The organism is Streptacidiphilus pinicola, from assembly GCF_003258295.1.
GTDB lineage: Bacteria > Actinomycetota > Actinomycetes > Streptomycetales > Streptomycetaceae > Streptacidiphilus > Streptacidiphilus pinicola.
The window spans coordinates 1-24,646 of sequence record NZ_QKYN01000161.1 but is presented as its reverse complement, the minus strand read 5'-3'; the positions used below and the strand labels follow the sequence as shown (position 1 = coordinate 24,646).

19 protein-coding genes are annotated in these 24,646 nt (G+C 72.6%); 10 read left to right on the top strand and 9 right to left on the bottom strand.

The genetic code is table 11. From position 1 onward, the window contains the following. Positions 1 to 12: 12 nt before the first annotated feature. The 3 genes from DN069_RS33020 to DN069_RS33010 are packed head-to-tail and all read right to left on the bottom strand — an operon-like array spanning position 13 to position 4,416. Positions 13 to 1,881, bottom strand: coding sequence for a glycosyltransferase family 39 protein (locus DN069_RS33020; RefSeq protein WP_111506927.1), 1,869 nt, complete (start codon positions 1,879 to 1,881; stop codon positions 13 to 15). Continuing rightward, positions 1,878 to 3,077 (bottom strand): glycoside hydrolase family 26 protein, encoded by a 1,200-nt coding sequence (locus DN069_RS33015; protein ID WP_133260121.1) that lies wholly within the window; start codon positions 3,075 to 3,077, stop codon positions 1,878 to 1,880. Before DN069_RS33015 ends, DN069_RS33020 begins: the two co-directional genes overlap by 4 nt. Next, positions 3,070 to 4,416: a glycosyltransferase family 2 protein gene (locus DN069_RS33010; RefSeq protein WP_243640071.1), complete on the bottom strand. Its 1,347-nt coding sequence runs from the start codon at positions 4,414 to 4,416 to the stop codon at positions 3,070 to 3,072. The genes DN069_RS33015 and DN069_RS33010 overlap by 8 nt, the downstream gene beginning before the upstream one ends. Positions 4,417 to 4,692: 276 nt before the next feature. On the opposite strand from DN069_RS33010, the gene DN069_RS41095 reads away from it, so the two are divergent. Next, positions 4,693 to 5,763, top strand: coding sequence for a hypothetical protein (locus DN069_RS41095; protein ID WP_207892356.1), 1,071 nt, complete (start codon positions 4,693 to 4,695; stop codon positions 5,761 to 5,763). Between the two features lie 16 nt (positions 5,764 to 5,779). Here the strand turns inward: DN069_RS41095 and DN069_RS32995 are convergent, their stop codons facing one another. Next, a complete protein-coding gene (locus DN069_RS32995) occupies positions 5,780 to 7,099 on the bottom strand; it encodes a UDP-glucose dehydrogenase family protein (protein ID WP_111506923.1) in 1,320 nt (439 codons plus the stop codon). A gap of 231 nt (positions 7,100 to 7,330) precedes the next feature. On the opposite strand from DN069_RS32995, the gene DN069_RS32990 reads away from it, so the two are divergent. Together DN069_RS32990 and DN069_RS32985 are read left to right on the top strand one after the other, a co-directional pair. Beyond that, positions 7,331 to 7,678 carry a YrdB family protein gene (locus tag DN069_RS32990; protein WP_111506922.1) on the top strand — a complete coding sequence of 116 codons (348 nt, stop codon included), beginning with the start codon at positions 7,331 to 7,333 and terminating at the stop codon, positions 7,676 to 7,678. A 343-nt stretch (positions 7,679 to 8,021) separates the two neighbouring features. Continuing rightward, positions 8,022 to 9,398: a S53 family peptidase gene (locus DN069_RS32985; protein WP_111506921.1), complete on the top strand. Its 1,377-nt coding sequence runs from the start codon at positions 8,022 to 8,024 to the stop codon at positions 9,396 to 9,398. Here DN069_RS32985 and DN069_RS32980 read toward each other — a convergent pair. After that, a complete protein-coding gene (locus DN069_RS32980) occupies positions 9,358 to 9,618 on the bottom strand; it encodes a hypothetical protein (RefSeq protein ID WP_111506920.1) in 261 nt (86 codons plus the stop codon). The two genes, DN069_RS32985 and DN069_RS32980, sit on opposite strands and share 41 nt — an antisense overlap. 59 nt (positions 9,619 to 9,677) lie before the next feature. Between DN069_RS32980 and DN069_RS32975 the strand changes: the two genes are divergently transcribed. The 3 genes from DN069_RS32975 (at position 9,678) to DN069_RS32965 (ending at position 12,307) form a co-directional block, all read left to right on the top strand. Beyond that, entirely contained in the window at positions 9,678 to 10,283 is a 606-nt protein-coding gene (locus DN069_RS32975) for a DedA family protein (protein ID WP_111506919.1), read from the top strand. Positions 10,284 to 10,345: 62 nt separating this feature from the next. Then, positions 10,346 to 10,651: a hypothetical protein gene (locus tag DN069_RS32970; RefSeq protein ID WP_111506918.1), complete on the top strand. Its 306-nt coding sequence runs from the start codon at positions 10,346 to 10,348 to the stop codon at positions 10,649 to 10,651. Positions 10,652 to 10,930: 279 nt separating this feature from the next. After that, entirely contained in the window at positions 10,931 to 12,307 is a 1,377-nt protein-coding gene (locus DN069_RS32965) for a hypothetical protein (RefSeq protein WP_111506917.1), read from the top strand. A 19-nt stretch (positions 12,308 to 12,326) separates the two neighbouring features. Here the strand turns inward: DN069_RS32965 and DN069_RS32960 are convergent, their stop codons facing one another. Further along, positions 12,327 to 12,767, bottom strand: a complete 441-nt coding sequence (locus DN069_RS32960) for a hypothetical protein (protein WP_111506916.1) — start codon at positions 12,765 to 12,767, stop codon at positions 12,327 to 12,329. Positions 12,768 to 13,032: 265 nt separating this feature from the next. On the opposite strand from DN069_RS32960, the gene DN069_RS32955 reads away from it, so the two are divergent. The 4 genes from DN069_RS32955 to DN069_RS32940 all read left to right on the top strand — a co-directional run bounded on the left by DN069_RS32955 (position 13,033) and on the right by DN069_RS32940 (position 18,712). Beyond that, positions 13,033 to 15,597 (top strand): ATP-binding protein, encoded by a 2,565-nt coding sequence (locus tag DN069_RS32955; protein ID WP_111506915.1) that lies wholly within the window; start codon positions 13,033 to 13,035, stop codon positions 15,595 to 15,597. Then, positions 15,594 to 16,280 carry a response regulator gene (locus DN069_RS32950; RefSeq protein ID WP_111506914.1) on the top strand — a complete coding sequence of 229 codons (687 nt, stop codon included), beginning with the start codon at positions 15,594 to 15,596 and terminating at the stop codon, positions 16,278 to 16,280. Before DN069_RS32955 ends, DN069_RS32950 begins: the two co-directional genes overlap by 4 nt. 173 nt (positions 16,281 to 16,453) lie before the next feature. Continuing rightward, entirely contained in the window at positions 16,454 to 18,079 is a 1,626-nt protein-coding gene (locus DN069_RS32945; protein WP_133260119.1) for a N,N-dimethylformamidase beta subunit family domain-containing protein, read from the top strand. Between the two features lie 39 nt (positions 18,080 to 18,118). Further along, complete coding sequence (locus tag DN069_RS32940; protein ID WP_111506912.1) at positions 18,119 to 18,712, top strand: acyltransferase; 594 nt, start codon at positions 18,119 to 18,121, stop codon at positions 18,710 to 18,712. Between the two features lie 127 nt (positions 18,713 to 18,839). On the opposite strand, the gene DN069_RS32935 is transcribed toward DN069_RS32940, so the two are convergent. The 3 genes from DN069_RS32935 to DN069_RS32925 form a co-directional block, all read right to left on the bottom strand. After that, a complete protein-coding gene (locus tag DN069_RS32935; RefSeq protein WP_243640068.1) occupies positions 18,840 to 21,497 on the bottom strand; it encodes a glycosyltransferase in 2,658 nt (885 codons plus the stop codon). 42 nt (positions 21,498 to 21,539) lie between these two features. After that, positions 21,540 to 22,823: a nucleotide sugar dehydrogenase gene (locus tag DN069_RS32930; RefSeq protein WP_111506911.1), complete on the bottom strand. Its 1,284-nt coding sequence runs from the start codon at positions 22,821 to 22,823 to the stop codon at positions 21,540 to 21,542. Next, positions 22,820 to 24,646, bottom strand: a 1,827-nt coding sequence (locus DN069_RS32925; protein WP_111506910.1) for a glycosyltransferase, incomplete at its 5' end; no start/stop codon positions are given. The genes DN069_RS32925 and DN069_RS32930, both read right to left, overlap by 4 nt.

Here is a 24,646-nt window from a genome sequence, read left to right as displayed (position 1 = left end):
GCCCACCGTGGCTCAGTGCTTGGCCTTGGTGTGGGGCTTCTTCACCGGCAGCGACGGCGTGGCCGGCGGGCGGCGCTCCAGCAGCACCACGCGCAGCTGACCGACGAAGCGCTGCTCGGACACCACCTTGAACTGCTGCGTCAGCACCATCTGCTGCTTGGTCGGCAGCCCGTCGTAGAAGGACGCGGTGGTCGACGTCGAGATCAGCCAGATCCGCTGGACGCCGGCCGCGCAGGTCGACGGCACCACGCACGGCTTGCCCTCGTAGGTGCCCGAGTCGGCCGGGGACTCCGCCAGGAACACGTCCTTGGGCTGCAGGCTCGACCCGCGCATGTTGTAGGCCATGGTGCGGATCGGCACGCCGCGGGTGCCCGCGAAGGCGATCCCGTCGCCGGGCCGCTGCTGACCGAGCAGCCAGCCGGCCGCGCTCTGGAAGTCGGGCTGACCCGCCAGCGGGTTGGCCCGGACCGTGCGCTGGTCCGGCAGGGAGACCGCGACGAGCGCCGCGACCACGGCGACGCCCGCGACCAACTGCCGTACGGCCACCCCCTTGCGGCGCGGACCGAGCAGCCCGGCCAGGCCGCAGATGCCGACGGCGCCGAGCAGCGCCCAGGCCGGCAGCGTGAAGAGCAGGTACCGCGGCAGGAACAGGTTCAGCATCGAGCGCGACGCGAACAGCAGCACCGGGGGCACCAGCGTCCAGGTCAGCAGCACGAACGCGTACCGCCGCGCGAAGAACAGGCCCAGCAGCGCCGCGCCGACGACGACGTACATGCCCTGCGTGGACTGGAAGAACTGGCCCGGGAACTGCGGCAGGCTCTTCAGGTCCGTGGAGATCCAGGAGACCTGCGCGGACTGGGTGTGCCCGAGCAGCGCGATCAGCAGCACCGGGACGGCGCAGAAGCCGACCACCGCCGCCCACGCGCCCCAGCGCTTCCTGGCCACCACCAGCACCAGCACCAGGTGCGCCGCCAGGACCAGCGCCGCGACCAGATGGAACATGCCGGTGAACGGCAGCGAGAGGGCGTAGCCGCCCCAGCGGTCGGCGCGCGGGTCGTCGAGGGCGCGGTAGAGCAGCAGCGTCGCCGCCAGCACCGCGAGCACGGTGAGGGCGTAGGGACGCGCCTCCTGCCCGTAGCGGCTGGTGACCGGGAGCATCGCGAAGAGCAGACCGGCGACCAGGCCCACCCGGGCGTTGAACATCCGGCGGCCGAGCAGTCCGAGCAGTCCCGCCGACAGGCACATGGCCGCCAGCGAGGGCACCCGCAGCGCCACCGCGGAGGTGCCGGCGACGGAGACCCACAGGTGCATCAGCGCGTAGTACGGCGCCAGCACGATGTCGATGTTGCCGAGCAGGTGCAGCAGTTGGGACCAGGAGAGGGTGGCCGCCCACCAGGACGCCGACTCGTCCTGCCAGAGCTGACGCTGCCCCAGCTGGTAGCCGGCGACCACGAGGGTGACCACCGAGGGCACCAGCAGCAGCGCCGCGGTGCGCAGCGCGCGGGCGCCGCGGCCGGCGCCCTCCTCCTCGGCGTGGTCCTCCTCGAACGGGTCTGCCTGCGGCTCCGCCTCGGTGACGGGGTAGCGGGGCTCCTCGTCCGGGTGCGTCCACATGTACTGCTCGTCGTCGTCGGCGCCGGCGCCGCCCGCAGCCTCCTCCTGGAGCAGCGTGGCGCCGCCGCGGTCCGGCTCGGCGGCGGCGTAGTGGCCGTGCTGGCCGTTCTCGCCGTATCCGCCGTACTCGGGCAGCGGTTGGGGGCGGTACGGCTGCGGCTCGGGGCGCTGCTGCTGGTGCGGGATCGGGTTCTGCGGGTCCGGCTCGGGGCGGGAGCGGGTGAACCAGCCGGACTCGTCGCCGTCTGGGCCGGGCTCGGGGGTCATGGGGTGCTCCCGCTCGAAGGTTCGGTGACGCCGAGCCCGGTCACCAGCGGCGCCGTGCTGATGCCGGTCTGGAACGCGTCCTGGCTCTGGGCGTCGCCGTCGAAACGCCAGTCCGCGAGGGCCCCGGTGGTCTTGGTCTTCTCGGTCCACACGAAGCCGACGATGTCGTGGTTCTGCTCGAGCCACGGGAAGAAGGAGCGCACCCAGGAGACCTTGTCCTTGTCGGGCTGCGCGCCGGTCTCGGTGATCAGCATCGGCTTCTTGGTCAACGTCCGGACCTGACGCAGCGTCGGGTCGAAAGTGTCCGCGGGGCTGGCCTCGCGGACACCGTAGCCGGTCAGGCCGACCCAGTCGACGTAGGCGTCCCCGGGGTAGAGGGTGCTGAGCTTGGTGTGCGGCACCGGGCGGACGATGTTCGGGCTCCACACCCAGATGACGTTGGTGGCCCCGGCCTTCTGGAAGAGGTCGTGGACGTGCCGCCAGGCGGCGACGTACTGGCCGGCCTTGTTGCCGTTGGCCTTCTCCGACCACGGGTACCAGGTGCCGTTCATCTCGTGCGCGAAGCGCAGCGCGACCGGCCACTTGGCGGCGGCGACGCCCTGGGCGAACGCGGTGATGTAGGAGTCGAAGGAGCCGTCGATGATGTTGGCCAGCCGGTACTTGGGCTGGTTCGTCTGGTCCGCCGGGGTCTGGCCGCCGCCGAGGTTGTTCTCCTGGCCGCCCGCCCAGGGCTCCCAGGAGATCACCGGCAGGGTGCCGTGGTCGTAGGCGGAGGTGATCATGGCGGGCCGGAAGTCCTGGGTCCAGTTGACGAAGAACTCCGTCATGGTCGGGCGCACCCCGCCGGCCGCGGCGGCCACCTCGGAGACCTCACCGGAGCTGTAGGGCGCGCCGGGGGTGGCCGCGCCGAAGTAGACGCCCTTCGGGTCCAGGAAGAGCGACTTGTCCGGAACGGTGGCGGCCGGCTTCTTCTTGCCGCCACTGCCGAGACCCGAGAGCAGGCCGGGGGCGCTGGGCGCGACGCCCAGGCCGGCGAAGGGCGCCCCCTGGGCCTTGGACTGGACGGCGGCGTAGACCCCGTAGCTGATCGTGCTGAGCAGCAGCACGTTGACGACCATCCAGACCCGCAGCCGGATCCCGCTGCCGCGGTTCCACCAGTGCAGGCGGCGGACCCGTCGTTGGTCCGACCTAGACACTCATCATCACCGAACCCGCCAGCATCATGGCTCCGATCAGATAGGGCACGAGAACGAGCGGGCTGCGGCTCTTCTCACCGGCGAAGCTGTCCTTCCGGGTGCCCCAACTCGCGTTGTGCGCGCAGCGGAAGAAACCGAGCAGCCGCACCGGGAGCAGCAGCAGGGTGTTGATGATCATGAATGTGGGCAGGAACAGCAGGTCCTGCGGCCGGTAGGCGAAGTGGCGCCCGAACCGGATGGCGATGGACAGCAGCGACATCACCGCGGCCAGCACGATCACCAGCACCAGGGACCGGGTCGGATCACCGGGCAGCGGCAGCGCGTTGTAGATGCCGGGGCGCGCCTGGTGGAACGCGGCCGCCACCCAGGAGCCGAAGGTGCCGAGCAGCACGAACGGCACGGCGATGTCCGTCAGGTAGAAGAGGCAGAGCATCTTCGCGTTCCGCAGCATCCAGGGCAGCATGCGCAGGGTGTTGTACTGCGAGCCGCGGGCCCAGCGGTACTGCTGCTTGGCGAGCTTGGTGAGCTGCAGCGGCGCGTCGGTGTAGACCAGGGACGTGGACTGGTAGACCGTCCGATATCCGCGCTTCAACGTGTAGTTGGTCAGCGTCCGGTCGTCGCTCACCTCGAGGAAGACGCCGAGGAACTTCTCGGAGAGGAAGTCGTCGAGGCAGTCGAAGAGAATGCTGCTGCGAAAGGCGATGGTGCGGCCGGGCAGGCAGCCGACGGTGCCGAGCACGCTCATGGCCGGCATCGAGTACTGGCAGCGGACGCTCTCCAGCCAGTCCGCCCAGCGGGTCAGCACGGCGCGGCTCGGCTCGAGTATGCGCTGACGGGTGGTCACGCCGCCGACCTCGGGATCGCGGAACGGCTTGATCAACTCGCTGAGCGTGTTGTCGGTCCAGATGGTGTCGGAATCCACCAGCACGGCTATCTCGCCGGAGGACTCCTCCAGGCCGATCTTCAACGCGTTGCGCTTGCCCGGGATTTCGGTCCACACCCAGTGGATGCCGATATCCGCGCAGATCTTCTCCAGCACAGGGTTGCGGCGTCCGTTGATGACCACGATGATCTCGGTCGGCCGCTGCACCATGATGCGCCGCAGCACGTCGCGGAAGAGCTCCTCCGGTTCGTCGACCACCGGGATGATCACCGACGTGGTGGCGGTCCACGGCCGCTTCCAGGGCTTGTACCGACGGGCCAGGGCGATCCTGACGACCCAGAGGAACCAGATCAGTGCCATGAACACGGCAAACGGATAGACCGACCCGTCGGTCCACCACCTGCCGAGTTCGAGCAGGAAGGCCAGCATGTCCACCCGTTCTTGCCTGCGGCTCACCGCATCGATCCAAAAGGGCCGCGAAGCGGCAGCAACAGAGATGGTATGACGGTGACGCATGTCAAATCTGGACAAATCCGTGCAGACCAAAAGGCCTTCGACGAACTGTTATGCATCGGTGATGAATGAATAAGGCATGATTTTGTAAGGAACTTGGTGGGAGGGGACATCTCCTCGAGTTCCGTCCGACGGTGGATTGCTCCCCGGGCACCCCCTTCCAGGCCGGCATCGGTCAGACTCGTCCTGGCACCGAACGTCATCGATGGAGGAACCGCCATGTCCGAAGCCTCGTCAGGCTCTGCCTCTCCGCCGGATCCGCGGCTCTACCCGCAGCAGCAGCAGCCGGTGCCGCCGCAGCCTGCTCCCCAGGCTCAACCCCAGCCCCAGCAGCCCCAGCCGCAGCAGTACCAGCAGCCCACACCGCAGCAGCAGATACCTCAGCAGCAGCAGCAGTACCCCGCGCCCGGTTACGGCTACCCGCAGCAGCCCCAGCAGCCCCAGCAGCCCCAGCAGGCCCAGCAGGCCCAGCAGGCTCAGCAGCCCCCGGTGCAGCAGCAGATGTACGCGCAGCAGCCCACGCAGCCCGCGTCCGCGTTCGGCGGCGGCCCTGGCGGGCCTGGCGGCGGCTCGCAGGAGCCCGACTGGGCGAGCATGGCCGACGACTACGAGCGCACGGGCAAGCGCAAGCGCACCGTCGTCATCTCCGCCGCGCTGGTCGCGGGCCTGGCCGTGATCGGGGGTGTGGTCTGGTTCGGGCTCTCCGGCTCCAAGAACCACACGAACGCCGGGCCCTCCACCACGCCGACGCCCGTCGCCTCCACGAGCAGTGCTCCGGCCTCGCCCTCCGCCTCGCCCTCGGCCACGCACACCCCGCCGCTGGCGCCCGCCGACGTCTTCGCCAAGACGACGCTGACCGCGGACGGCAAGACCTTCACCCGCACCGCGGACGACAACAACGACACGTGCTGGAAGGCCAGCATGGACGGTCTCGGCTCGGTGCTCACCAAGAACGGCTGCGCCCAGGTGCTGCGCGGCACCTACAACAACGGCAACCACGCGGTCACCGTCGCGGTGGTGGTCTTCCACAGCAAGGCCGACGCCCAGGCCGCCGCGAGCGCCTTCACCGGCAAGGTGACCCCGCTCTACGGCGGCAACGTCGACTCGTTCTGCGTCGGCAAGGCCGGCTGCCAGGTGACGCACGCGGTGAGCGACCGCTTCCTGTACGTCTCGGAGTCCGGGCTGACGGGTGCCTCGGCCAGCAAGCCTGACGCGCTGTCCGGTGCGGCCGGGCACGCCGCCGAGAGCTACGTGCTCAGCTCGCTGCTGAAGATCGAGCAGAACAGCTGAGCCGCCGCCGGCCCGGTCACGGGCGGCCGAGCGAGCGCACGCTCCAGCCGGCCGCCCGCCAGGCCGCCACGTCGAGCACGTTGCGGCCGTCGATCAGCCGCGGCGTCTGCACGACCCCGGCCACGGCCCGCGGGTCCAGGGCGCGGAACTCGGCCCACTCGGTCAGGTGGACCACCAGCTCCGCGTCCTGGGCGGCCTCCAGCGCGCCGGTGGCGTAGTCGAGTTCCGGGTGCAGCTTGCGGGCGTTGTCCATCGCCTTGGGGTCGTAGACGCTCACCAGCGCGCCGCGGCGACGCAGCCGGGAGGCGACGTCCAGCGCGGGTGAGTCGCGGATGTCGTCCGACTCGGGCTTGAACGCCGCACCCCAGACGGCCACCCGGCGTCCGGTGAGGTCGCCCCCGCACAGCTCCTCCGCGAGCGCCGGCACCCGCTCGCGCCGGCGCAGGTTGATCGCGTCGACCTCGCCCAGGAAGGCCAGGGCCGGACCGACACCCAACTCCTCGGCCCGCGCCCGGAACGCGCGGATGTCCTTGGGCAGGCAGCCGCCGCCGAAGCCCACGCCCGCGCCCAGGAACCGGCCGCCGATGCGCTCGTCGTAGGAGAGCGCGCGGGAGAGCTGGGTGACGTCCGCGTCGCTCGCCTCGCAGACCTCGGCCATCGCGTTGATGAAGGAGATCTTGGTGGCCAGGAAGGCGTTGGCGGCGGTCTTCACCAACTCGGCGGTGGGGAAGTCGGTCACCACGGCGGGCACGCCCTCGGCGAGCGGCGTCGCGTAGACCTCGCGCAGTACGGCCTCGGTCTCCGGCGCGGCCGGGTCGATGCCGAAGACCAGCCGGTCCGGGTGCAGGGTGTCCGCCACCGCGTAGCCCTCGCGCAGGAATTCGGGGTTCCAGGCGAGCCGGGCCGCGGCGCCGGCCGGGGCCAGTTCGGCGATCCGGGCGGCGAGACGCGCGGCGGTGCCGACCGGGACGGTGGACTTGCCGACGATGAGCGCCGGGCGTGTCAGGAACGGCGCGAGGGTCTCCACGACGGCGTCGACGTAGCGCAGGTCCGCGCCGTTGCCGTCGGCGCGCTGCGGGGTGCCGACACAGGAGAAGTGCACGTCGGCGAAGTCCGCCGCCTCCTGGTAGGAGGTGGAGAACCGCAGGCGGCCGGAGGCCACGTGCTTGGCCACCAGCTCGTCCAGGCCCGGCTCGTAGAAGGGGAGTCGGCCGGAGCGGAGCGCGGCGATCCGGTCCGGTTCGACGTCGACGCCGAGGACCTCGTGCCCGAGTTCCGCCATGCACGCCGCGTGCGTGGCCCCGAGATAGCCGGTGCCGATCACCGTGAGCCGCATACGCGCACGTCCTCCACAGCTCGTTAGGCGTTCCATATGAGTTCGGTGAGCCTAGTCGACTGTCCTGTGTACGCGGCAGTGGGGTGGGACGCCCTGACGTCGTCGCCCTTGACATCCCTCAGGAACAGAATGGTAGCTTCTCCATATCGTTCATGGCTCGAATGATTATGGGGGAGATTCAATGAACACACGACTGGTCGTCAGCGCCCTTGCGGCGCTGAGGCTCGTGCGATGAGCGCCGGGACCGTTCTCGGTGGAGTGAGCGCCACGCTCGCCTTCCTGCTCGAACTCGCCGTCTATGGCTGCGCCGGGTACTGGGGCCTGACCCGGAGTGCGCTCGCCCGGCCGCTGCGGATCCTGCTCGCCGTCGGCGCCCTGGTGCTGCTGGTCGTGGTCTGGGCGCTGTTCGGCGCGCCCAGCGCGGCGTACCCGCTGCACGGCGTCGGCCGCGCGGCGCTGGAGCTCGTCTGGTTCGGCACGGGCGCCGCCGCCCTGTTCGCCGCGGGGCGGCGACGCGCGGGCTGCTGGTACCTCGCGGCCTGGGCGCTGTCCACCGTCCTGGAACTGACCGTGCGTTGATCGCGTTGCCGGAGTCCGCCGCGCTGTTGGTGATCTGCGCCACAGCGGCCATTCGCACCGAGCGCGGCTGACGGCGCGACGGCCGGGGCCTGACAGTGCGACGGCCTGGAGCTGACACCGGGACGACGCGGAACTGACGAGGTGACCTCCGGAAACGGAACGCACAGGTGCACCACGTCGCGGGGTTGCAACCCCCGGTCGGGGGGTGGTGCCCGACGGGATCGGTGAGGCAGCATCGTCCGCACTGTTGCGGCAGTGCCGCGCCCGGGGGGGTGGGGGTGACATGTATTCAGACTTTTCCCCCGGTGCTCGCGTGCACGCCATTGTGAGCCTGAGGAGAACCATGGGTCGTTCCAGCGCGCGTGCGCGTTCCCTCCGAGCTGCTGCCGCGGTCACCGCGGGCGCAGCCGCCCTGTTCGCCTTCACCGCCGGTGCGCCCGGCACCGCCGTCGCCTCCGGGGCGACCGCGTCGGCCGCGCTGCCCAAGCCGGTCCCGGCCTCGGCCGGTCATTTCCTCGCCTCCGGCATGAGCTCGGTCCTGCCGACCAGCGCCTGCCTGGCGAGCAAGCTCCACATCCGTTGCTACACCCCGACGCAGTACCGCAAGGCCTACAACCTGGCCCCGCTCTACAAGGCCGGCATCACCGGCAAGGGCCGCACCATCGTCATCGTCGACTCCTTCGGGTCGCCGACGATCCAGAAGGACCTGAACACCTTCGACAAGACCTTCGGCCTGCCGAACACCTCCGTGCAGGTGAAGAAGTGGGGCAACGTCCCGACCTTCACCGGCACCCCGGACCAGCTCGGCTGGGCCGGCGAGACCACGCTGGACGTCGAGTACGCCCACGCGATAGCCCCCGGCGCCAAGATCGTCCTGATAGAGACCGGTGTCTCCGAGACCGAAGGCACCACCGGCTTCCCGGAGATGATGTCCGCCGAGAAGTGGGCGATCGACCACCACATCGGCGACGTGATCTCGCAGAGCTTCGGCGCCACCGAGAACACCTTCCCCGACTACGGCAAGGGTGCGAAGTCCATCCAGGACCTGCGCTATGCATTCCATGACGCGCTCGCCAAGAAGGTGACCGTGCTCGGTGCCTCCGGCGACAACGGCGCCACCGACTCCACCAGCACCACCGGGCTCTACCCGTACAAGGTCAACTCCTGGCCGTCCTCCGACCCGATGGTCACCTCCGTCGGCGGCACCCAGCTGACGCTGGACGACAACGGCAACCGCCTCAAGGCCGACATGGTGTGGAACGACGGCTACGGCGCGGGCGGCGGCGGCAAGTCCGGCGTCTTCGCCCGTCCGCCCTTCCAGAAGGGCGTCGCCAAGGTGACCGGCGCCACCCGTGGCACCCCGGACATCAGCATGACCGCGGCGGTCAACGGCGCGGCCTGGGTCTACCAGACCTTCGACCCGAACAAGGCGAACGACGGCTGGGGCCTGGTCGGCGGCACCAGCGAGGCCACCCCGATCTTCTCCGGCATCGTCGCGATGGCGGACCAGAAGGCGGGCCACGACCTCGGCCTGATCAACCCGAAGCTGTACCTGATGGGTGAGACCGGCGCCGCCCGCCACGGCATCGTGGACGTGACCACCGGCAACAACTCCTTCGGCAAGGTCAACGGCTACACCGCCGCCAAGGGCTACGACCTGGCCAGCGGCTGGGGCACGATCAACGGCCCGGCCTTCGTCGACGCGCTGGCGCGCGGCTGACGGCTGACCGCTTGAGCTGACGGGGCGCGAGGGTGACCGTCCACCCCTCGCGCCCCGTCCTTTTGCCGTCCACGACCACGGCCCCCGCGCCCAGCGCGCGGACCCGCCGCGCGTCCTCCGCGCTCCGCGAGGTACCGACGGCCTCGTGCCCCGCGTCCCGCAGCAGTGGCACCAACCGCCGCCCGATGGCCCCGCCCGCCCCGGCCAGAAAGATCTTCATGCCCGCCACTCCATGAGCCTCCGCCCGGGAGCCCTGCGCGATGGCGCAGACTGGGGGCCATGGGAGCGATCACCAACTGGTTGGCCGGCCTGTCCGGGCCCGTCGTGTACGCGGTCGTGGGCGCGCTCGTCTTCCTCGAGGACGCGATCTTCATCGGCTTCGTCCTCCCGGGCGAGACCGCCGCCGTCCTCGGTGGTGTGCTGGCCAACCAGGGGCACGTCTCCTACTGGGCCGTCGCGCTGGTGGTCGTCGTCGCCGCCATCGCGGGTGACAGCGTCGGCTACGAGATCGGCCACCACTTCGGGGGCCGGATCCTGGGGATCCGGCCGCTGCGCCGGCACCAGGACCGGCTCGGGGCGGCGCAGGAGATGATCCGGGACCGCGGCGCCGCCGCCGTCTTCTTCGGCCGGTTCATCGCCTTCTTCCGTGCGGTCATGCCCGCCCTCGCCGGCATCTCCAAGATGCCCTACCGCAGGTTCCTGCTGTTCAACGCGTTGGGCGGGATCACCTGGGGGATCGGCTTCACGCTGCTGGGGTACCTGGCCGGACAGGCCTACCAGCGGGTGGAGAAGCAGGCCGGCCAGATCGCCGCCGTGGTAATCGCGGTGATCGTGATCGCCGTGGTCGGTGTCTGGGCCTGGCGGCGCCACAAGCGCCAGGGGTAGGGGCCGCGGGCCGGGCTTATCGTGGTAGCTGAGGGGGACGTCCGGCGGCCCGGGAGGCCAGGATGACCACGCGGCACCACTACCACCTCGACATCGACGGCCACTCGGTCTCGCTCGACCTGCGCACCGGGTTCACCTGGCGCACCGAGGACCTCCTGCTCCTCGTCGACGGGAAGGAGGTCGGCTACCACCACCAGCGCGGCACCGGCACGACGGTGCTGGAGGCGGAGCTGCCCGGCGAGCCGCCGACGCCCATCAGCGTGCGGGTCGACCACCCCCACCACGGCGGCCACCGCCCGCACACGCCCGTCTGCACGCTGCTGACCGAGGGCCGGAAACTGCCGATGCCGGAGAGCGTGCCCGCGTAGGGCGTCGGCTCGCCTCCCGCCAACAAGGCGTCAAGAACCGGCAGCCGAGCGCTAAGAGAGCGTTAGGACGCGTCGGCGCGCTCGCGTTCCCCAGCAGAGTGATCCCCGAGGCCGACAGGCCGGAGACGGGGAGAAGGCTCGGCGGGGATGACGACGGTGGGGGAACGGGTCGCAGTGCCGGAGCGCGCACAAGGGGAGCGCTCCTCGGGGGAGGGGCCGGAGCCGGGGCCTCCCACGCGGCCACGGTGGGGGAGGGTCCGCGCCGGGACGCGGCTGAGCGTGCCCGCGCGCCTGCGCTGGGCGAGCGCGCTGTGCGCGGTGCTCGCGCTGGCGCTGGGCGGGGTGCTCTACGCGACGACCACGGGGGCGCGGGACACCTGGGACCAGATCACCCGGCACGAGGCGCCGCAGGTCACCGACGCCGGCGCGCTCTACCAGGCGCTGACCGACCTGGACGCGCAGGCCGCGAACCAGCTGATGTTCGGCGACGACCTCAGACTGACGACGAACCTCGCCACCGCCCGGCAGCAGTACGCCACCGACCGGACCGACGCCGACAGGGACCTGCAGCAGGCCACGCTGGACGCCTCCGGCAACGCCGCCGCACAGACCGCGCTCGCCGCGATCCTCGACGGCATGGGCCGCTACCAGGACCTGGCGGCCCGCGCGCTGGAGCTGGACTCCCACGCGAACGCGACCGCCGGTCACCCGGACCCCGCCGCCCTCGCCGACTACCGCCAGGCCACCGACCTGATGCGGCAGCAGCTGCTGCCCGCGGCACACTCGCTGGTGCAGGCCAACGACCAGGCCTTCGAGCAGAGTTACGGCGACGAGCGGCGCGGCCTGGACACGGCCGGACTCTGGTTCGCGCTGCTCGGCGGCGGGCTGCTGGTGGCCGTGGTCGGTACGCAGATCTGGCTCGCGGTGCGGTTCCGACGCGTCGTCAGTCCCGCGTTGGCGGCCGCCGGCGTGCTGGTCGTCGTGCTGCTCTCCACGGCCGGCTCGTTCCTCGGCGGCGAGGGCCAGGACCTCTCCACCGCCCGCAAGGACGCGTACGACTCCGTCGTCGCGCTGACCCAGGCCCGCGCGATCGTCGCCGACTCGAACGCGGCGGAGAGCCGCTACGTCCTCGACGTCGGCCGGCGGGCCCAGTACCAGGCGGACTTCGTCACCGACACCGACCAGGTCCTCTCCCTGGACGGCGCGGGGCTCGACACCTACGACAGCGCGTTGGCCACCGCGGTGGCGCGGCTGAAGGAGAACCCCTCGGACGTCGGCTTCGGCGGTGAGTACGGCAGGGAGTTCCGCAACATCACCTTCCCCGGCGAGCGCGAGGCGGCGACGCACACCCTGCTGGCCTTCCAGGCGTACCAGGTCGACGACCGCAAGATCCGCGCGCTGGTCACCTCGGGCCGGCTGGAGGATGCGATCGCCTACTGCACCAGCCTCGCTCCCGGCGGCTCGAACGCGGACTTCGACGCCCACGACACCGCCCTGCAGTCGTTGATCGGCATCAACGAGAAGGCCTACGCCGCCGCCTCCGCGACCGGCGCGCACCGCGCGGACTCGGCGCTGTGGCTGCAACTGGGCTGTGTGGCGGGCGTCCTGGCCCTGGTGGGCCTGGGCGCCGCGCCGCGGCTGCGCGAGTTCCGCTGATCCGCGGGTGGCGTCCCGCTCAGTGGGCCAGGGCCACGCCGCGGTTCGGGGTGTGGTGGTAGAAGCCCAGGCGGGTCAGCAGACCGGGGCGCTCCGCCGGGGCGAAGACCTGGTCCGTGGGGGCGGTGGCCGTGGCGGTGACGGCCTCGGCCAGGGACTCCGCGCGGACGGTGACGGGACGGACCGCGGCGGGCAGCTGCTCGGCGGCGAGGGTCTCGGTGACGACCTCGTCGAGCTTCGCGCAGGCGCGGCGTTCCCAGGCGTGGGCCAGCTCGGGGCAGGGGCGGGCACGGTAGAGCAGCTCGCCGCCGGAGGGGGACCAGGCGAGGACCGGGACCAGCTCCGCGCCCTGGCGGCGGGCCTCCGCCGCGGCCCGGCGCAGCTGCGCGCGGCCCTTCGCGGAGTCGCGGACACCGACGATGACACGGGCGGTCACTGCTGCGGTGGCGGTCTCGGACATGACGTATCGGTTCTTTCCGTGATTCCCAGGCCCCGATGGCCTCGGTGCCTTCACATTAGCAAGTGATCCGGAGTTTTCGCATCCGTTTTAACGGGATCAATGCGCTGCTCACCTCAGGATCGACGGATCGATACCCGTCGGGCGGCGTCAAGATTGCGTATGGGGAGCGGTGGGGACCGACAAGGTGCCGTCAAAGCGGTCCGGCGCCCGGCCGGTGTGCAGTTGGGTGGGATGCCGGACGGGGGTGGCGAGGAGGCACGGCACGATGGCGGGAAGCACCGGTTCGGGCCGGGGAAGGCTGAAGGTCTTCCTCGGGTCGGCGCCGGGAGTCGGCAAGACCTACAAGATGCTGGACGAGGCCCACCGCAGGGCGGAACGCGGCCAGGACGTCGTCGTCGGGTTCGTGGAGTGCCACGGGCGCCGGCACACCGAGGAGCGGGTCGCCGGCCTGGAGGTGCTGCCGCGCTCCGAGCGCGCGTACCGCGGCAGCCGCTTCGACGAACTGGACGTCGACGCCGTACTGGCCCGGCGGCCCGAGGTCGCGCTCGTGGACGAGCTCGCCCACAGCAACATCCCCGGCGGGCGCCATGGCAAGCGCTGGCAGGACGTCCAGGAGCTGCTCGACGCCGGCGTCGACGTGTTGACCACCGTCAACGTCCAGCATCTCGAATCGCTCAACGACGTGGTTCAGAAGATCACCGGCGTGCCGCAGCGGGAGACCGTGCCCGACGAGGTGGTTCGCCGGGCCGACCAGATCGAGCTGGTCGACATGGCCCCGGAGGGCCTGCGCCGGCGCCTGGCGCACGGCAACGTCTACGGCGCGGAGAAGGTCGACGCCGCGCTGTCGAACTACTTTCGCGTCGGAAACCTGACCGCGCTGCGCGAGCTCGCGCTGCTCTGGCTGGCCGGACGCGTCGACGAGGGCCTGCGTCGCTACCGGGCCGAGCACGAGATCCACAAGGTCTGGGAGACCCGCGAGACCGTCGTCGTCGCGCTGACCGGCGGGCCCGAGGGCGCGACGCTGATCCGCCGCGCCGCACGGATTGCGGACCGGGCCGGCAACGGGGCGCTGCTGGCCGTGCACGTCGCGCGCAGCGACGGGCTCGCCGACGCCGACCCGGCCGCGCTCGCCGCGCAGCGGCGGCTGGTGGAGTCGCTCGGGGGCAGCTACCACTCCGTCGTCGGCGACGACGTGCCGAGCGCGCTGCTCGACTTCGCCCGCGCCGCCAACGCCACCCAACTGGTGCTCGGCACCAGCCGCCGCGGCCTGCTGCGCCGCGCGCTCACCGGCGGCCGCGGCATCGGCGAGACGACGATCGAGCTCTCCGGCGACATCGACGTCCACATGGTCACCCACGAGTCCTCCGGCCGCGGGCGCCACCTGACCGAGCGGCTCGGCGGCGCACAGGCCGCCCGCCACGGCCGGTCGGCGACCCGCCGCTGGGCCGGGCTGGCCTGCGCCGTCGTGCTGCCCTTCGTGCTGACCGCGATCCTGTGCCGGACCAGGGACACCATCAACCTGACCAGTGAGACGCTCCTCTTCCTCGCCCTGGTCGTCGGCATCTCGACGCTCGGCGGGCTGGTCTCCGCGCTGGTGGCCTCGGTCGCGGCGTCGGTGCTACTGAACTACTACTTCATCCCGCCCATCCACCAGTTCACCATCGCCGAGCCCAACAACGTGCTGGCGCTGGTGGTCTTCGCGCTGGTGGGCCTGGTCGTGGCGGGGATCGTCGACACGGCGACCAAACTCGCCGGGCGGGCGGCGCGTGCCACCGCCGAGGCCGAGACGCTCTCCGCGCTCGCCGGCAGCGTGCTCCGCGGCGACCAGGCCGTGCCCGCCCTGCTCGCCCGGCTGCGGGAGACCTTCGCGCTGAACAGCGTCGACCTGGTGGAAACGGTGGTGGAGCCCGAGGAGTTGGCGGACCAGCCGGGCGCGGAGGTGGTGCCCGTCGGCGGCAGCGCCTCGCTCGTGCTGCGCGGCCGCCCGCTGCCCGCCGCCGACCGGCGCGTGCTCGCGGCCTTCGCCGCACACGTCGCCGTCGCCCTGGAGCGGGCCCGGCTGGCGGAGGCCGCCGCCGAGATCGAGCCGGTCAAGGCTGCCGACCGGCTGCGCACCGCGCTGCTCGCCGCCGTCAGCCACGACCTGCGCACCCCGCTCGCCGTCGCCCTCGCCTCGGTCTCCTCGCTGCGCAGCGACGACGTCGAGTTCAGCCCCGAGGACCAGCGCGAGCTGCTCGGCACCGCCGAGGTCTCGCTGGAGCGGCTGACCCGGCTGGTGGAGAACCTGCTCGACATGTCCCGGCTCCAGGCGGGCGCGCTCTCACTGCAGTTGCACCCGAACGCGCTGGAGGACGTGGTCGCGACGGCGCTCGACTCGCTCGGCTCCGGCGCCGCCGAGGCGGAGGTCCCCGTGACGACCCGAGGCCTGGCCGACGTCCCGGACGTGCTGGTGGACGGGCCGCTGCTGGAGCGCGTCGTCGCCAACCTCGTCGGAAACGCGCTGCGACACGCCTCCGGCCGCCCGGTGCTGGTCAGCGCGAGCGCCCTGGGCGAGCGGGTCGAACTGCGGGTCGTCGACCGCGGACCGGGCCTGCCCGAGCAGGACCGCGAGCACATGTTCCAGCCGTTCCAGCGGCTCGGCGACACCGACAACGCGACGGGCGTCGGCCTCGGCCTGGCGCTCGCCCGCGGCCTCACCGAGGCGATGGGCGGCACCCTGCGGCCCGAGGACACCCCCGGTGGCGGCCTGACCATGGTGCTGTCGCTGCCCTCCGCACCGACGGAGGAGACACCGGACGATGCGGACGAGAGGGAGGAGGAGCCCGCGTGAGCCGGATCCTCGTCGTCGACGACGAACCCCAGATGCTCAAGGCCCTGCAGATCAACCTGCGGGCCCGCCACTACGAGGTGGCCACCGCGTCCGACGGGCGCCGCGCGCTCCACGAGGCCACCCGGAATCCCCCCGACGCCGTCATCCTGGACCTCGGCCTGCCCGAGCTCGACGGTATGGAGGTGCTGCGCTCCCTGCGGGCCTGGACCTCCGCCCCCGTCATCGTGCTGTCAGGCCGTGCCGACTCCGGCGAGAAGGTCGCCGCGCTCGACGCCGGGGCCGACGACTACGTCACCAAGCCCTTCGCGATGAACGAACTCCTGGCCCGGCTGCGGGCGGCGCTGCGCCGCCCGACCAGCGAGGAGCCCTCGTCGGGACCGCTGCGGATCGGCGACCACCTGGTCGACCTCGACCGCTGCGTGGTGACCCCGGCGGTCGACGGGGTCGCGGACGTACGGCTGACGCCGACCGAGTGGCGGATCCTGACCGTGCTGCTGCAGCACCCCGGCCGCCTGGTGACCGGGCGTCACATCCTGCAGCAGGTCTGGGGGCCGGGACACGAGGGCAGCACCAACTACCTGCGCGTCTACTTCGCCGGCCTGCGCCGCAAGCTGGAGCCGGACACGGCGCACCCGCGCCACCTGGTGACCGAGCCGGGCATGGGCTACCGCTTCGAGCCGTGAGTTCGAGCCGTGAGATTGAACGGCGGCTGGACGGCGCGTGAGGTCCTGGGGACCGCGCGGACGCAATCGGGTCACAGTCGGTCACCGGGCCTCCGGAGGCCGGTTCGGGCCTGGTGGCGCCGCCTAGACTCCCGCCGGAAGACGCGATGCCTGCGAGGACGAGGGACCTGCGGATGCGGGAAGTCACAAGACGCGGCCTGCTGCGTGGGGTGGGTCGAGCCGCCGCCGCGACCGCGGGAGTGGCCGCCGGGGCGGCCGGGCTGTCGAGCCTGGCCGGGTGCTCCGAGAACGACGGCGGCGGGGCCGGGAACGGCTCGGCGACGGCCCGGCCGGCCGACGTGCGCACCGGCAACCCGATCACCCGCGAGAACCGCGAGGCCGGCAGCCGGGGCTGGATGTCCGCCGACCGCGGCGCGACGCCCGTCACCGACGACCTGAGCCAGATCAAGGCCTTCGCCGACACCACCAGCGTCACCCACGGCGAGCAGATCGCCTTCCACGTCGCCACCGCCGCCCCGCAGTCCTACACCGTCGCCGTCTACCGGATGGGCCACTACGGCGGCGCGGGCGGGCGGCTGCTGACGACCAGTCCCAAGCAGCGGGGTCAGCAACAGCCGGCACCGGAGGTGGACGGGCCGAACGGCACGGTCCGGACGAGCTGGCAGCCCAGTTGGTCGCTGGAGATCCCGCGCGACTGGGTCAGCGGCCTCTACCTCGCCTCCTTCACCACCGAGCGCGGCGAGCGCACCGCCGTGCCGTTCGCGGTCCGCGACGACAGCCGGGCCAGTACGTTCCTGGTGGTGCTGCCGTTCAACACCTACCAGGCCTACAACCAGTACCCGTTCGACGGCACGCTGGGCCGCAGCCTCTACTACGGTTTCCTGCCCTCCGCCACGGACCCTGCGGCCGGGGCCAAGGCGCCCGACGGCCACACCTACCCCGCCGAGCCGGTGGCGCGCCAGCGGTACGTCCGGCACTACCCGCAGCGCTCCCGGGCCGTCAGCTTCCGACGCCCCTACCAGCACGACGGCATGCCCGCCGAGTTCGCTCTCGACCTGGCCTTCGTCTCCTGGGCCGAGCGCGAGGGCTGGGACGTCACCTACGCCACCAACCTCGACCTGCACGAGGGCCGTGTCGTGCCGAGCCGGCACCAGGCGCTGCTCTTCAGCGGCCACGACGAGTACTGGTCGCAGGAGATGCGGCAGACCGTCGAGCAGGGCGTGGCCGGGGGCCTCTCGCTGGCGACCTTCGCCGCCAACGACTGCTACTGGAAGGTGCGGATCGACCGGGACCCCACCGGCTTCCCGCTGATGACCTGCTACAAGACCGACCCCGACCCGATCCACGACCCCACCGGCCCGACCACGTTCTGGCGCCGTGCCGCCCCGAACGGCGCGCTGGCCGAGCAGCGGCTGCTCGGCGGCCAGTACACCGGAGCGGTCGTCGGCACGTTCCCGCTGACGGTCAGCACCGCCACGCACTGGTTCTGGCAGGGCACCGACCTGATCGACGGCGACTTCCTCCCCGACCTGGTCAGTGGCGAGGCCGACGGCCAACAGCGCGGGGTGCCGCTGCCCGCGGCGAGCGAGCACCTGCTGCTCTCCGACTCCCAGTTCCGCGCGGCCGGCCGCAGCCGGATGCAGCAGCAGAACACCACGCTCTACCGCGCCACGGCCGGCGGGTGGGTCTTCAACGCCGGCACCTTCGGCTGGGCGCTGGCGCTGGGCGGCGGACCGAAGCTGGAGATCCCGCAGGCGCAGATCGCGACACGGAACCTCGTCACCCGCCTGAAGGCCTGACGTCCCCTGCGCTTCACCGGGAAGCCGTACGGTCGGCGCATGAACGCACGCGTCCAACCCACGGCCCAGGTCGACCCGACGGCCGAGCTCGGTGACGGCACCACCGTCTGGGAGCTCGCCCAGATCCGCGAGCAGGCCCGCCTCGGCACCGGCTGCGTGATCGGCCGCGGCGCGTACGTCGGCCCCGGCGTCCGCATCGGCAACAACGTGAAACTCCAGAACCACGCCCTGGTCTACGAGCCGGCCGAGCTGGCCGACGGCGTCTTCGTCGGCCCCGCGGTCGTCCTCACCAACGACCACTACCCACGTTCCGTGGACCCCGAGGGCAAGCTGAAGCGCGGCGGCGACTGGGAGCCGGTCGGCGTCGTCGTCGCCGAGGGCGCGTCCCTGGGCGCCCGCTCGGTGTGCGTCGCCCCCGTCCGGGTGGGTCGCTGGTCCCTGGTCGCCGCCGGCGCGGTGGTGACGCGGGACGTCCCGGACTTCGCCCTGGTCGCGGGGGTCCCGGCGCGGCGCATCGGCTGGGTGGGCCGCGCGGGCGTCCGTCTGGAGCAGGACGCCGCGACGGGGGAGTGGGTCTGCCCCCAGACGGACTCGCGCTACGCCGAGCGTGACGGATCACTTTTCGAGCTCTGAGGTAGCTGCACTCCCCAGGGGCGCGAGGAACTGCGCGAGAAACCCCCCCTGCGCGGATGGCCCTGTTCGATGAGGACCATCCGCACGCCGGTGGCTTGTCGCGCAGAGCCTCGCGCCCCTGGGTGGGCTACTGCAGGAAGCTCGACAGCGCCGCGGCCGTCCTGCGGCCGTCGTGGTGCTCGCGGACGAAGGCCAGGGACTCCGCGCCGATTCGCGCGCCCGCCTCGCGGTCGTCCAGGAGGGACTCCACCGCTTCGCGCAGCGTCGCGCTCGTCGCGTTGACGATGGGGAGGGGGCCGGTGACCGCTTCGACCTCGTCGGAGATGTAGCAGAGGACCGGGCGGCCGGCCGCCATCGCCTCGCAGGAGAACGTGCCGTAGGCGCCGATGGCGAACTGGTCGACCACGATGTCGGCAGACCTGATGCGGCGGCGGACCTCCTCCCACGGGACGCCCTCCAGGAGTTGGAAGTCGATGGCGCCCTGGTCGTGCAACGACTCCAGCACCGGGAGGATCCGGCCGCTGCCCTTCGTCCACCGCTTCGACGGGGCGTGGACCACGACGGGGCGCTTGCGCTCCAGCACGGGCGCGTCGCTCGACCACGCGTCGACGTCGACGACCAGCGGGGCCCACGTCGCCCACGGCAGATCGATCAACAGGTCGGGGGTGGTGACGTACACGGGCAGGCCGCTGTCCGCCGCCGTGCGGCGGTTGCGTTCCGCGATCGCGGTCATCGCCGCGACCTGCTCGGCGGGGGCGTCGAGAAAGAGGGACTCGGCGTGGCGCTCCAGGTGACGACCTGGATGGCGGATCTCGCTGCCGTGGGCCAGCAGCGCGACCTTGAGGCCCGCCGACCGCAGCGCGGGGAGGTCCGCGCCGATGTGGTCGCCGTTCAGGAAGCCCAGCACGGGACGGAACGCGTCGGTGAGGAGGTGGGTGTAGCGGCCGGAGAGGATCCGGCGGACCTGCTCGACCTGCACATCGACGGAGCCCAGACGGGAGTTGTCGAGGTAGGCGTCGGCGGGGTAGCCGAAGCCCGTCGCGCTGCTGGCCATGACGACCTCGCAGGAGACGTCCTCGCGCTCGCGGCTGACTGCCGAGGCGAACGCGGCCAGCTGGCCCGCGTAGTTGGCGATGCCCAGGCCGAGGCGCACGTCGCCCGACGCGTCCAGGGACCGCCAGCGGTTGACCGCCGAGGCGCCGTCCTCGCTCTGCGCGGGGCGCTGCACCTGCTCGGTGACGGTCCACGGCACGTCGGGGCGGGGGGCCTCCGGGCCGGTCCCGGCGAGGCGGCGGTACAGGTCGAGCAGCGTGCCGGTCTGGGCCTCCCAGGAGAGTTCGGCCAGCAGCGGCTCGGTGATCCGCTCGGCGAGGGCGTCGCGTGCGGCGACGGCCTTGGCCGCGGCCTCGGCGAAGGAGACGGCGTCGCCGGCGGTGAAGACCTCACCGATGCCGTGCTCCTCGGTGAACGCGCGGACCGTCTTCACGTCGCTGGCCAGCACCGGCAGGCCGGCGTGGAGGTACTCGGCCATCTTCGTCGGCAGCGACAGCTCACAGTTGGGCGTGCGCCGGAACGGGATCAGGCCGAGGTCCGCGGAGGCGATGTAGTCCGCCACGGCGTGCTGCGGCACGTACGGCAGGACGTGCACGCGGTCGGCCGCGCCGACCTCCGCCGCCTGGTCCAGCAGCACCTGGACGAAGGGATTCTGGCGGTTCGTCACCAGGGCCAGGTGCACCTCGGGGAGCGCGCCGAGCCCGGCGACCACCGTCTCCAGCCCGCGCTGGCGGTCCACCCAGCCCGCGTAGACCAGCAGCGGGACGCTTTCGTCGAGCCCGCACAGGGCGCGCACGCCGGTGCCGGGCGCGTCCACGCCGACCGCCTCGCGCACGGGGGTGTTGGCGACGACGAGCGGAGTCTCCCGCAGGCCGTGAGCCTCGCGCAGCAGCCCGGCGATCTCGGGGGAGACGGTGACGACGGCGTCGGCGCGGCCGATGAACTCCGTCTCCAGCGCGGGGTACGCGGCCTGGCGCAGCGGGTTGCCCCACTCGACGCCGGCCACGTACTCGTGCGAGTCGTAGAGCCAGGAGCAGCGGTGGCCGGCGGCCCACAGACGGGCGGCGCTGTGGGCGGCCGGGACCAGCATGGTGACGTCGTTGGCGTGGATGACGTGCGGGCGGAACTCCTCGATGGCCGGGCCGAAGGCCAGGTCCAGGTCGAGCAGTTCGGGCCAGTCCAGGCGCCACTCGCCGACCGGGACGGTCGGGTCCGGCTGCTGCCGGCCCTCCCAGCGGAAGGCCCAGTTGCGGGCGCGGTACACGGTCCGGCGGGCCCGCAGCGCGGCCTTGAGCGTGTTGCGGCGCACGGAGGCGCGGCCCTCGCGTTCCAGCGTGCCGACCTCGGCGCTCAGCGCGCGGTCCCAGGTGCGGTGCGCGGCCTGGTAGCGCTTGAGCGCGTCGACGTCGTCGAGCCGGAAGCGGGTGACCAGGCTGCGCGGCCCGCGGGCGCGGTCGTGGGCGACCTGGCGGCGCACGTTGTGCCAGACCGGGACGCGGACCACCTCGATCGGGCCCATCCAGGAGCGCTCCACCCGGCCGCTGCGGCTGCGGCCGAGCAGCAGGACCCGCCAGCCGTCCCGGGCGGCGGCGATCGCCGTCTTCTGCACCCGGGAGTCGCCGGTGATGCCGTTGCCGACGATGACCGCCAGCCGGGGCCGGTCGTCGAGGTCGAGCCGCTCGTCGGGGTCCGCCAGGTCGGCCGCCTGGTCCTGCTGCTGCTCCGCGTTCACGGCGGTCGCGCCCTTCTCTGGATGGTTCTGCGGGGCGGGGGTTCAGCCGCCGATGACGACGCGGCGCACGCCCTGCCAGCGCGCCGGGTCGGTGGTGCGGCGGCCGTCGACCAGGGCCCGGACGCCGGGCAGGTCGGCGGAGCCGAGCGCCTGGTACTCGGGGTGGTCCGCCTGGACCACGGCCGCCGTCACCGGCTCGCCGCGGTGCGGCGGCAGGCCGAGCGCGACCAGTTCGGAGTCGGTGTAGAGCGGGTCGCTGACGTAGGGGATCGCCCCGCGCTCGCGCAGCGCCGCGACCGTCGGGAAGACGCCCGAGAACGCGGTCTCCTTGACGCCGCCGCGGTAGGCCGCGCCGAGCACCAGCACGTGCGCGTCCTTCAGTTCGCCGTAGGCCTCGGCCAGCAGGTCGACGGCGTAGGCCGGCATCTCCGTGTTGGCCGCGCGGGCGGAGGCCACGACGGTCGCCTCCGGGTCGTTCCACAGGTACAGGCGCGGGTAGACCGGGATGCAGTGGCCGCCGACGGCGATGCCGGGCGTGTGGATGTGGCTGTACGGCTGGCTGTTGCAGGCCGCGATGACCTGCGCGATGTCCACGCCGACCCGGTCGGCGAAGCGCGCGAACTGGTTGGCCAGGCCGATGTTGACGTCCCGGTAGGTGGTCTCGGCGAGCTTGGCCAGCTCCGCGGCCTCGGCGGTGCCGAGGTCCCAGACGCCGTTGGGGCGCGGCAGTTCGGGGCGCTCGTCGAAGTCCAGCGCGGCCTCGTAGAAGGCGCGTCCGGCCGCGGCGGAGGCGGCGTCGATGCCGCCGATCAGCTTGGGGTAGCGGCGCAGGTCGGCGAAGACCCGGCCGGTGAGCACCCGTTCGGGGCTGAAGACCAGGTGGAAGTCGCGGCCCGCGGTCAGGCCCGAGCCGCGCTCCAGCAGCGGCGCCCAGCGGTCCCGGGTGGTGCCGACCGGCAGCGTCGTCTCGTAGCAGACCAGGGTGCCGGGCTGCAGTCCGGCGGCGACGGCCTCGGTGGCGGCGTCGAGGTGGGAGAAGTCCGGCGTGCCCTCGCCGTCGACGAAGAGCGGGACGACCAGCACCACGACGTCGCTGCCGGCCACGGCGGCGGCCGTGTCCGTGGTGGCGGTCAGCAGACCGGCGGAGACGGCCTGCTTGAGGCGCAGGTCCAGCTCGGCCTCGCCCGGGAACGGCTCGGTCCCGGCGTTGACCTGCTCCACGACGGCCGGGTTCACGTCCGCGCCGACGACCTGGTGGCCCTTGCTCGCGAACTGCACCGCCAACGGCAGGCCGATCTTGCCGAGGGCGACTACGCAGACGTTCACGTCTTTCCTTCCTGGGCGGCGCGAGGGGTGGGGCGCAGCCGTCGTTTCAGCGAGCGGACCAGGCTCAGCGCGGCGACCGAGAGCTGCAACTCGCCCTCGGCGCCGACGGTCGCGGAGACCCGGAAGAGATGGGGGCCGCGCCAGGCGCGCAGCTTGACCGGTGCGTCGCACCCGACGGGACCGAGCTCGTGGGTGCGGCTCCCCGTCGCGGCCCGGCCGTGCAGGCGCAGCCGCAGCGACCAGGGGCCGGACGCCGCGCCGAGGTGGGTCTGCCGCAGCAGCAGCCCGAGCGGGACGCGCGCGGTCACCGTGGTCCCGCCGTCGGGGGCGGGCGCGTAGGAGACCAGCGCCGGATGGGCGATGAACTGCTCGCCCACGGCCGAGGCGCCGCTGGGCCGGAAGGTCTCCGCCCAGAGCCGGGCGACCGGCCCGCCGTAGCCCGGCAGCGGGCTGTGCGCGGTGACGGTCAGGCAGGGGCGGCGGCGCGCGTCCAGCGCGAGGGCGGCCGTCAGGCCGTCGAGGCGGGTCAGCGAGGCGTCGGTGGCGAAGAACCGCTCGTCGAGGCCGAGTCGGGCGTCGCCGAGGGCCGGGTGGTCCAGCAGGGCGCGCTCGCCGCGGATCAGCAGCGGCAGCCGCGGGTGCCGCTGTTCGAAGCGGAGCGCCTCCAGCAGCGCGTCCACCTCGCCCGCGCGGGCCAGCAGCAGCCGGATCCGGGCGGCGGTCGGCACCTTCAGCAGCAGCTCGTCGGTGGCGTGTTCGCGCACCAGCGCGCCCACCCGCGCCGTGATCCGCTCCTGCGCCTCCCGGTCCAGCTCCAGCAGCGCCGGGCCGAGGATGTCCGCGAGCTCGCCCTCCAGGTGGCGCCGGTGCACGCGGTCGCGGACCTCGGGGGACTCGGCGAGCCGGCCGGTCAGGGCCATGATCCGCTCGGTGCCGAGCAACCGCGGCTCCGGTCCGCCCCGGTAGGTGATGTTGTCGGCGTTGTAGCGGCGCACCGCGTAGTAGTAGTCGTAGTCGTTCAGGATCGACGCCCGGCCCGCGGCGAACAGGGCGGCCAGCGTGAAGGGTTGGTCGCTGAGGACGGGCAGGTCCTCGTCGTAGCGCAGCGCGAGCCGCTCGATCAGCGAGCGGCGGAACAGTTTGGTGTTCGACAGTGCCCAGGCCAGCGCGGAGTTGCCGAGCGTGGCGTCGTGCCGCTGCCGCTCGAACGCGGCCTTCGGCACCCAGCGGCCGTTCAGGCCGACCATCCGGCCCGCGACGACGTCGGTGCCGTGCGCGTCGGCGGCGGCGACCAGGCGCTCCAGCGCCTCCGGGCCGAGGTGGTCGTCGGCGCCGAGGAAGAACACGAAGCGCCCGCGGGCGAGATCCAGCGCCCGATTGCTCGGCGCCGCCGGGCCACCGGAGTTGGCCTGGTGCACGACGTCGACCAACCCGGGGTGCTCGGCCGCGAACGCGTCCAGCACCGCACCGCTGCCGTCGGTCGAGCCGTCGTCGACGGTGACGATCTGCATCCGCGCGGTGCCGAGCGTCTGCGCGAGCAGCGACTCCAGGCAGGTCGTCAGGTAGGGCATGGTGTTGTACACCGCGACGATCACGGTGACATCCGGCTGCGCGGCCCGCGCCGGCCCGGACTGCGCGGGCACAGCGGCCTCTGCCTGCGCCCCGGCCACACGGGCCGCCCCACCCGCGCCCGCGCCGTGCCCCGCGGTCGCGGGCACCTGGGCGGGTTTCACCGGGGTCATGGGCACGGCCTCGGCGCTCGGCCGCGCCGTCGCGGCCTCGTGGGGCGCCTCGGCCGCCTCCGCGGCCGTCGACGGCCGCGG

Bases quoted from the DNA above. Each gene is read 5' to 3' on its own strand.
- DN069_RS32985 (WP_111506921.1), top strand. From the start codon at position 8,022: ATGGGTCGTTCCAGCGCGCGTGCGCGTTCCCTCCGAGCTGCTGCCGCG.
- DN069_RS41095 (WP_207892356.1), top strand. From the start codon at position 4,693: ATGTCCGAAGCCTCGTCAGGCTCTGCCTCTCCGCCGGATCCGCGGCTC.
- DN069_RS32970 (WP_111506918.1), top strand. From the start codon at position 10,346: ATGACCACGCGGCACCACTACCACCTCGACATCGACGGCCACTCGGTC.
- DN069_RS32940 (WP_111506912.1), top strand. From the start codon at position 18,119: ATGAACGCACGCGTCCAACCCACGGCCCAGGTCGACCCGACGGCCGAG.
- DN069_RS32955 (WP_111506915.1), top strand. From the start codon at position 13,033: ATGGCGGGAAGCACCGGTTCGGGCCGGGGAAGGCTGAAGGTCTTCCTC.
- DN069_RS32995 (WP_111506923.1), bottom strand. From the start codon at position 7,099: ATGCGGCTCACGGTGATCGGCACCGGCTATCTCGGGGCCACGCACGCG.
- DN069_RS32975 (WP_111506919.1), top strand. From the start codon at position 9,678: ATGGGAGCGATCACCAACTGGTTGGCCGGCCTGTCCGGGCCCGTCGTG.
- DN069_RS32990 (WP_111506922.1), top strand. From the start codon at position 7,331: ATGAGCGCCGGGACCGTTCTCGGTGGAGTGAGCGCCACGCTCGCCTTC.
- DN069_RS32980 (WP_111506920.1), bottom strand. From the start codon at position 9,618: ATGAAGATCTTTCTGGCCGGGGCGGGCGGGGCCATCGGGCGGCGGTTG.
- DN069_RS33020 (WP_111506927.1), bottom strand. From the start codon at position 1,881: ATGACCCCCGAGCCCGGCCCAGACGGCGACGAGTCCGGCTGGTTCACC.
- DN069_RS32960 (WP_111506916.1), bottom strand. From the start codon at position 12,767: ATGTCCGAGACCGCCACCGCAGCAGTGACCGCCCGTGTCATCGTCGGT.
- DN069_RS32945 (WP_133260119.1), top strand. From the start codon at position 16,454: ATGCGGGAAGTCACAAGACGCGGCCTGCTGCGTGGGGTGGGTCGAGCC.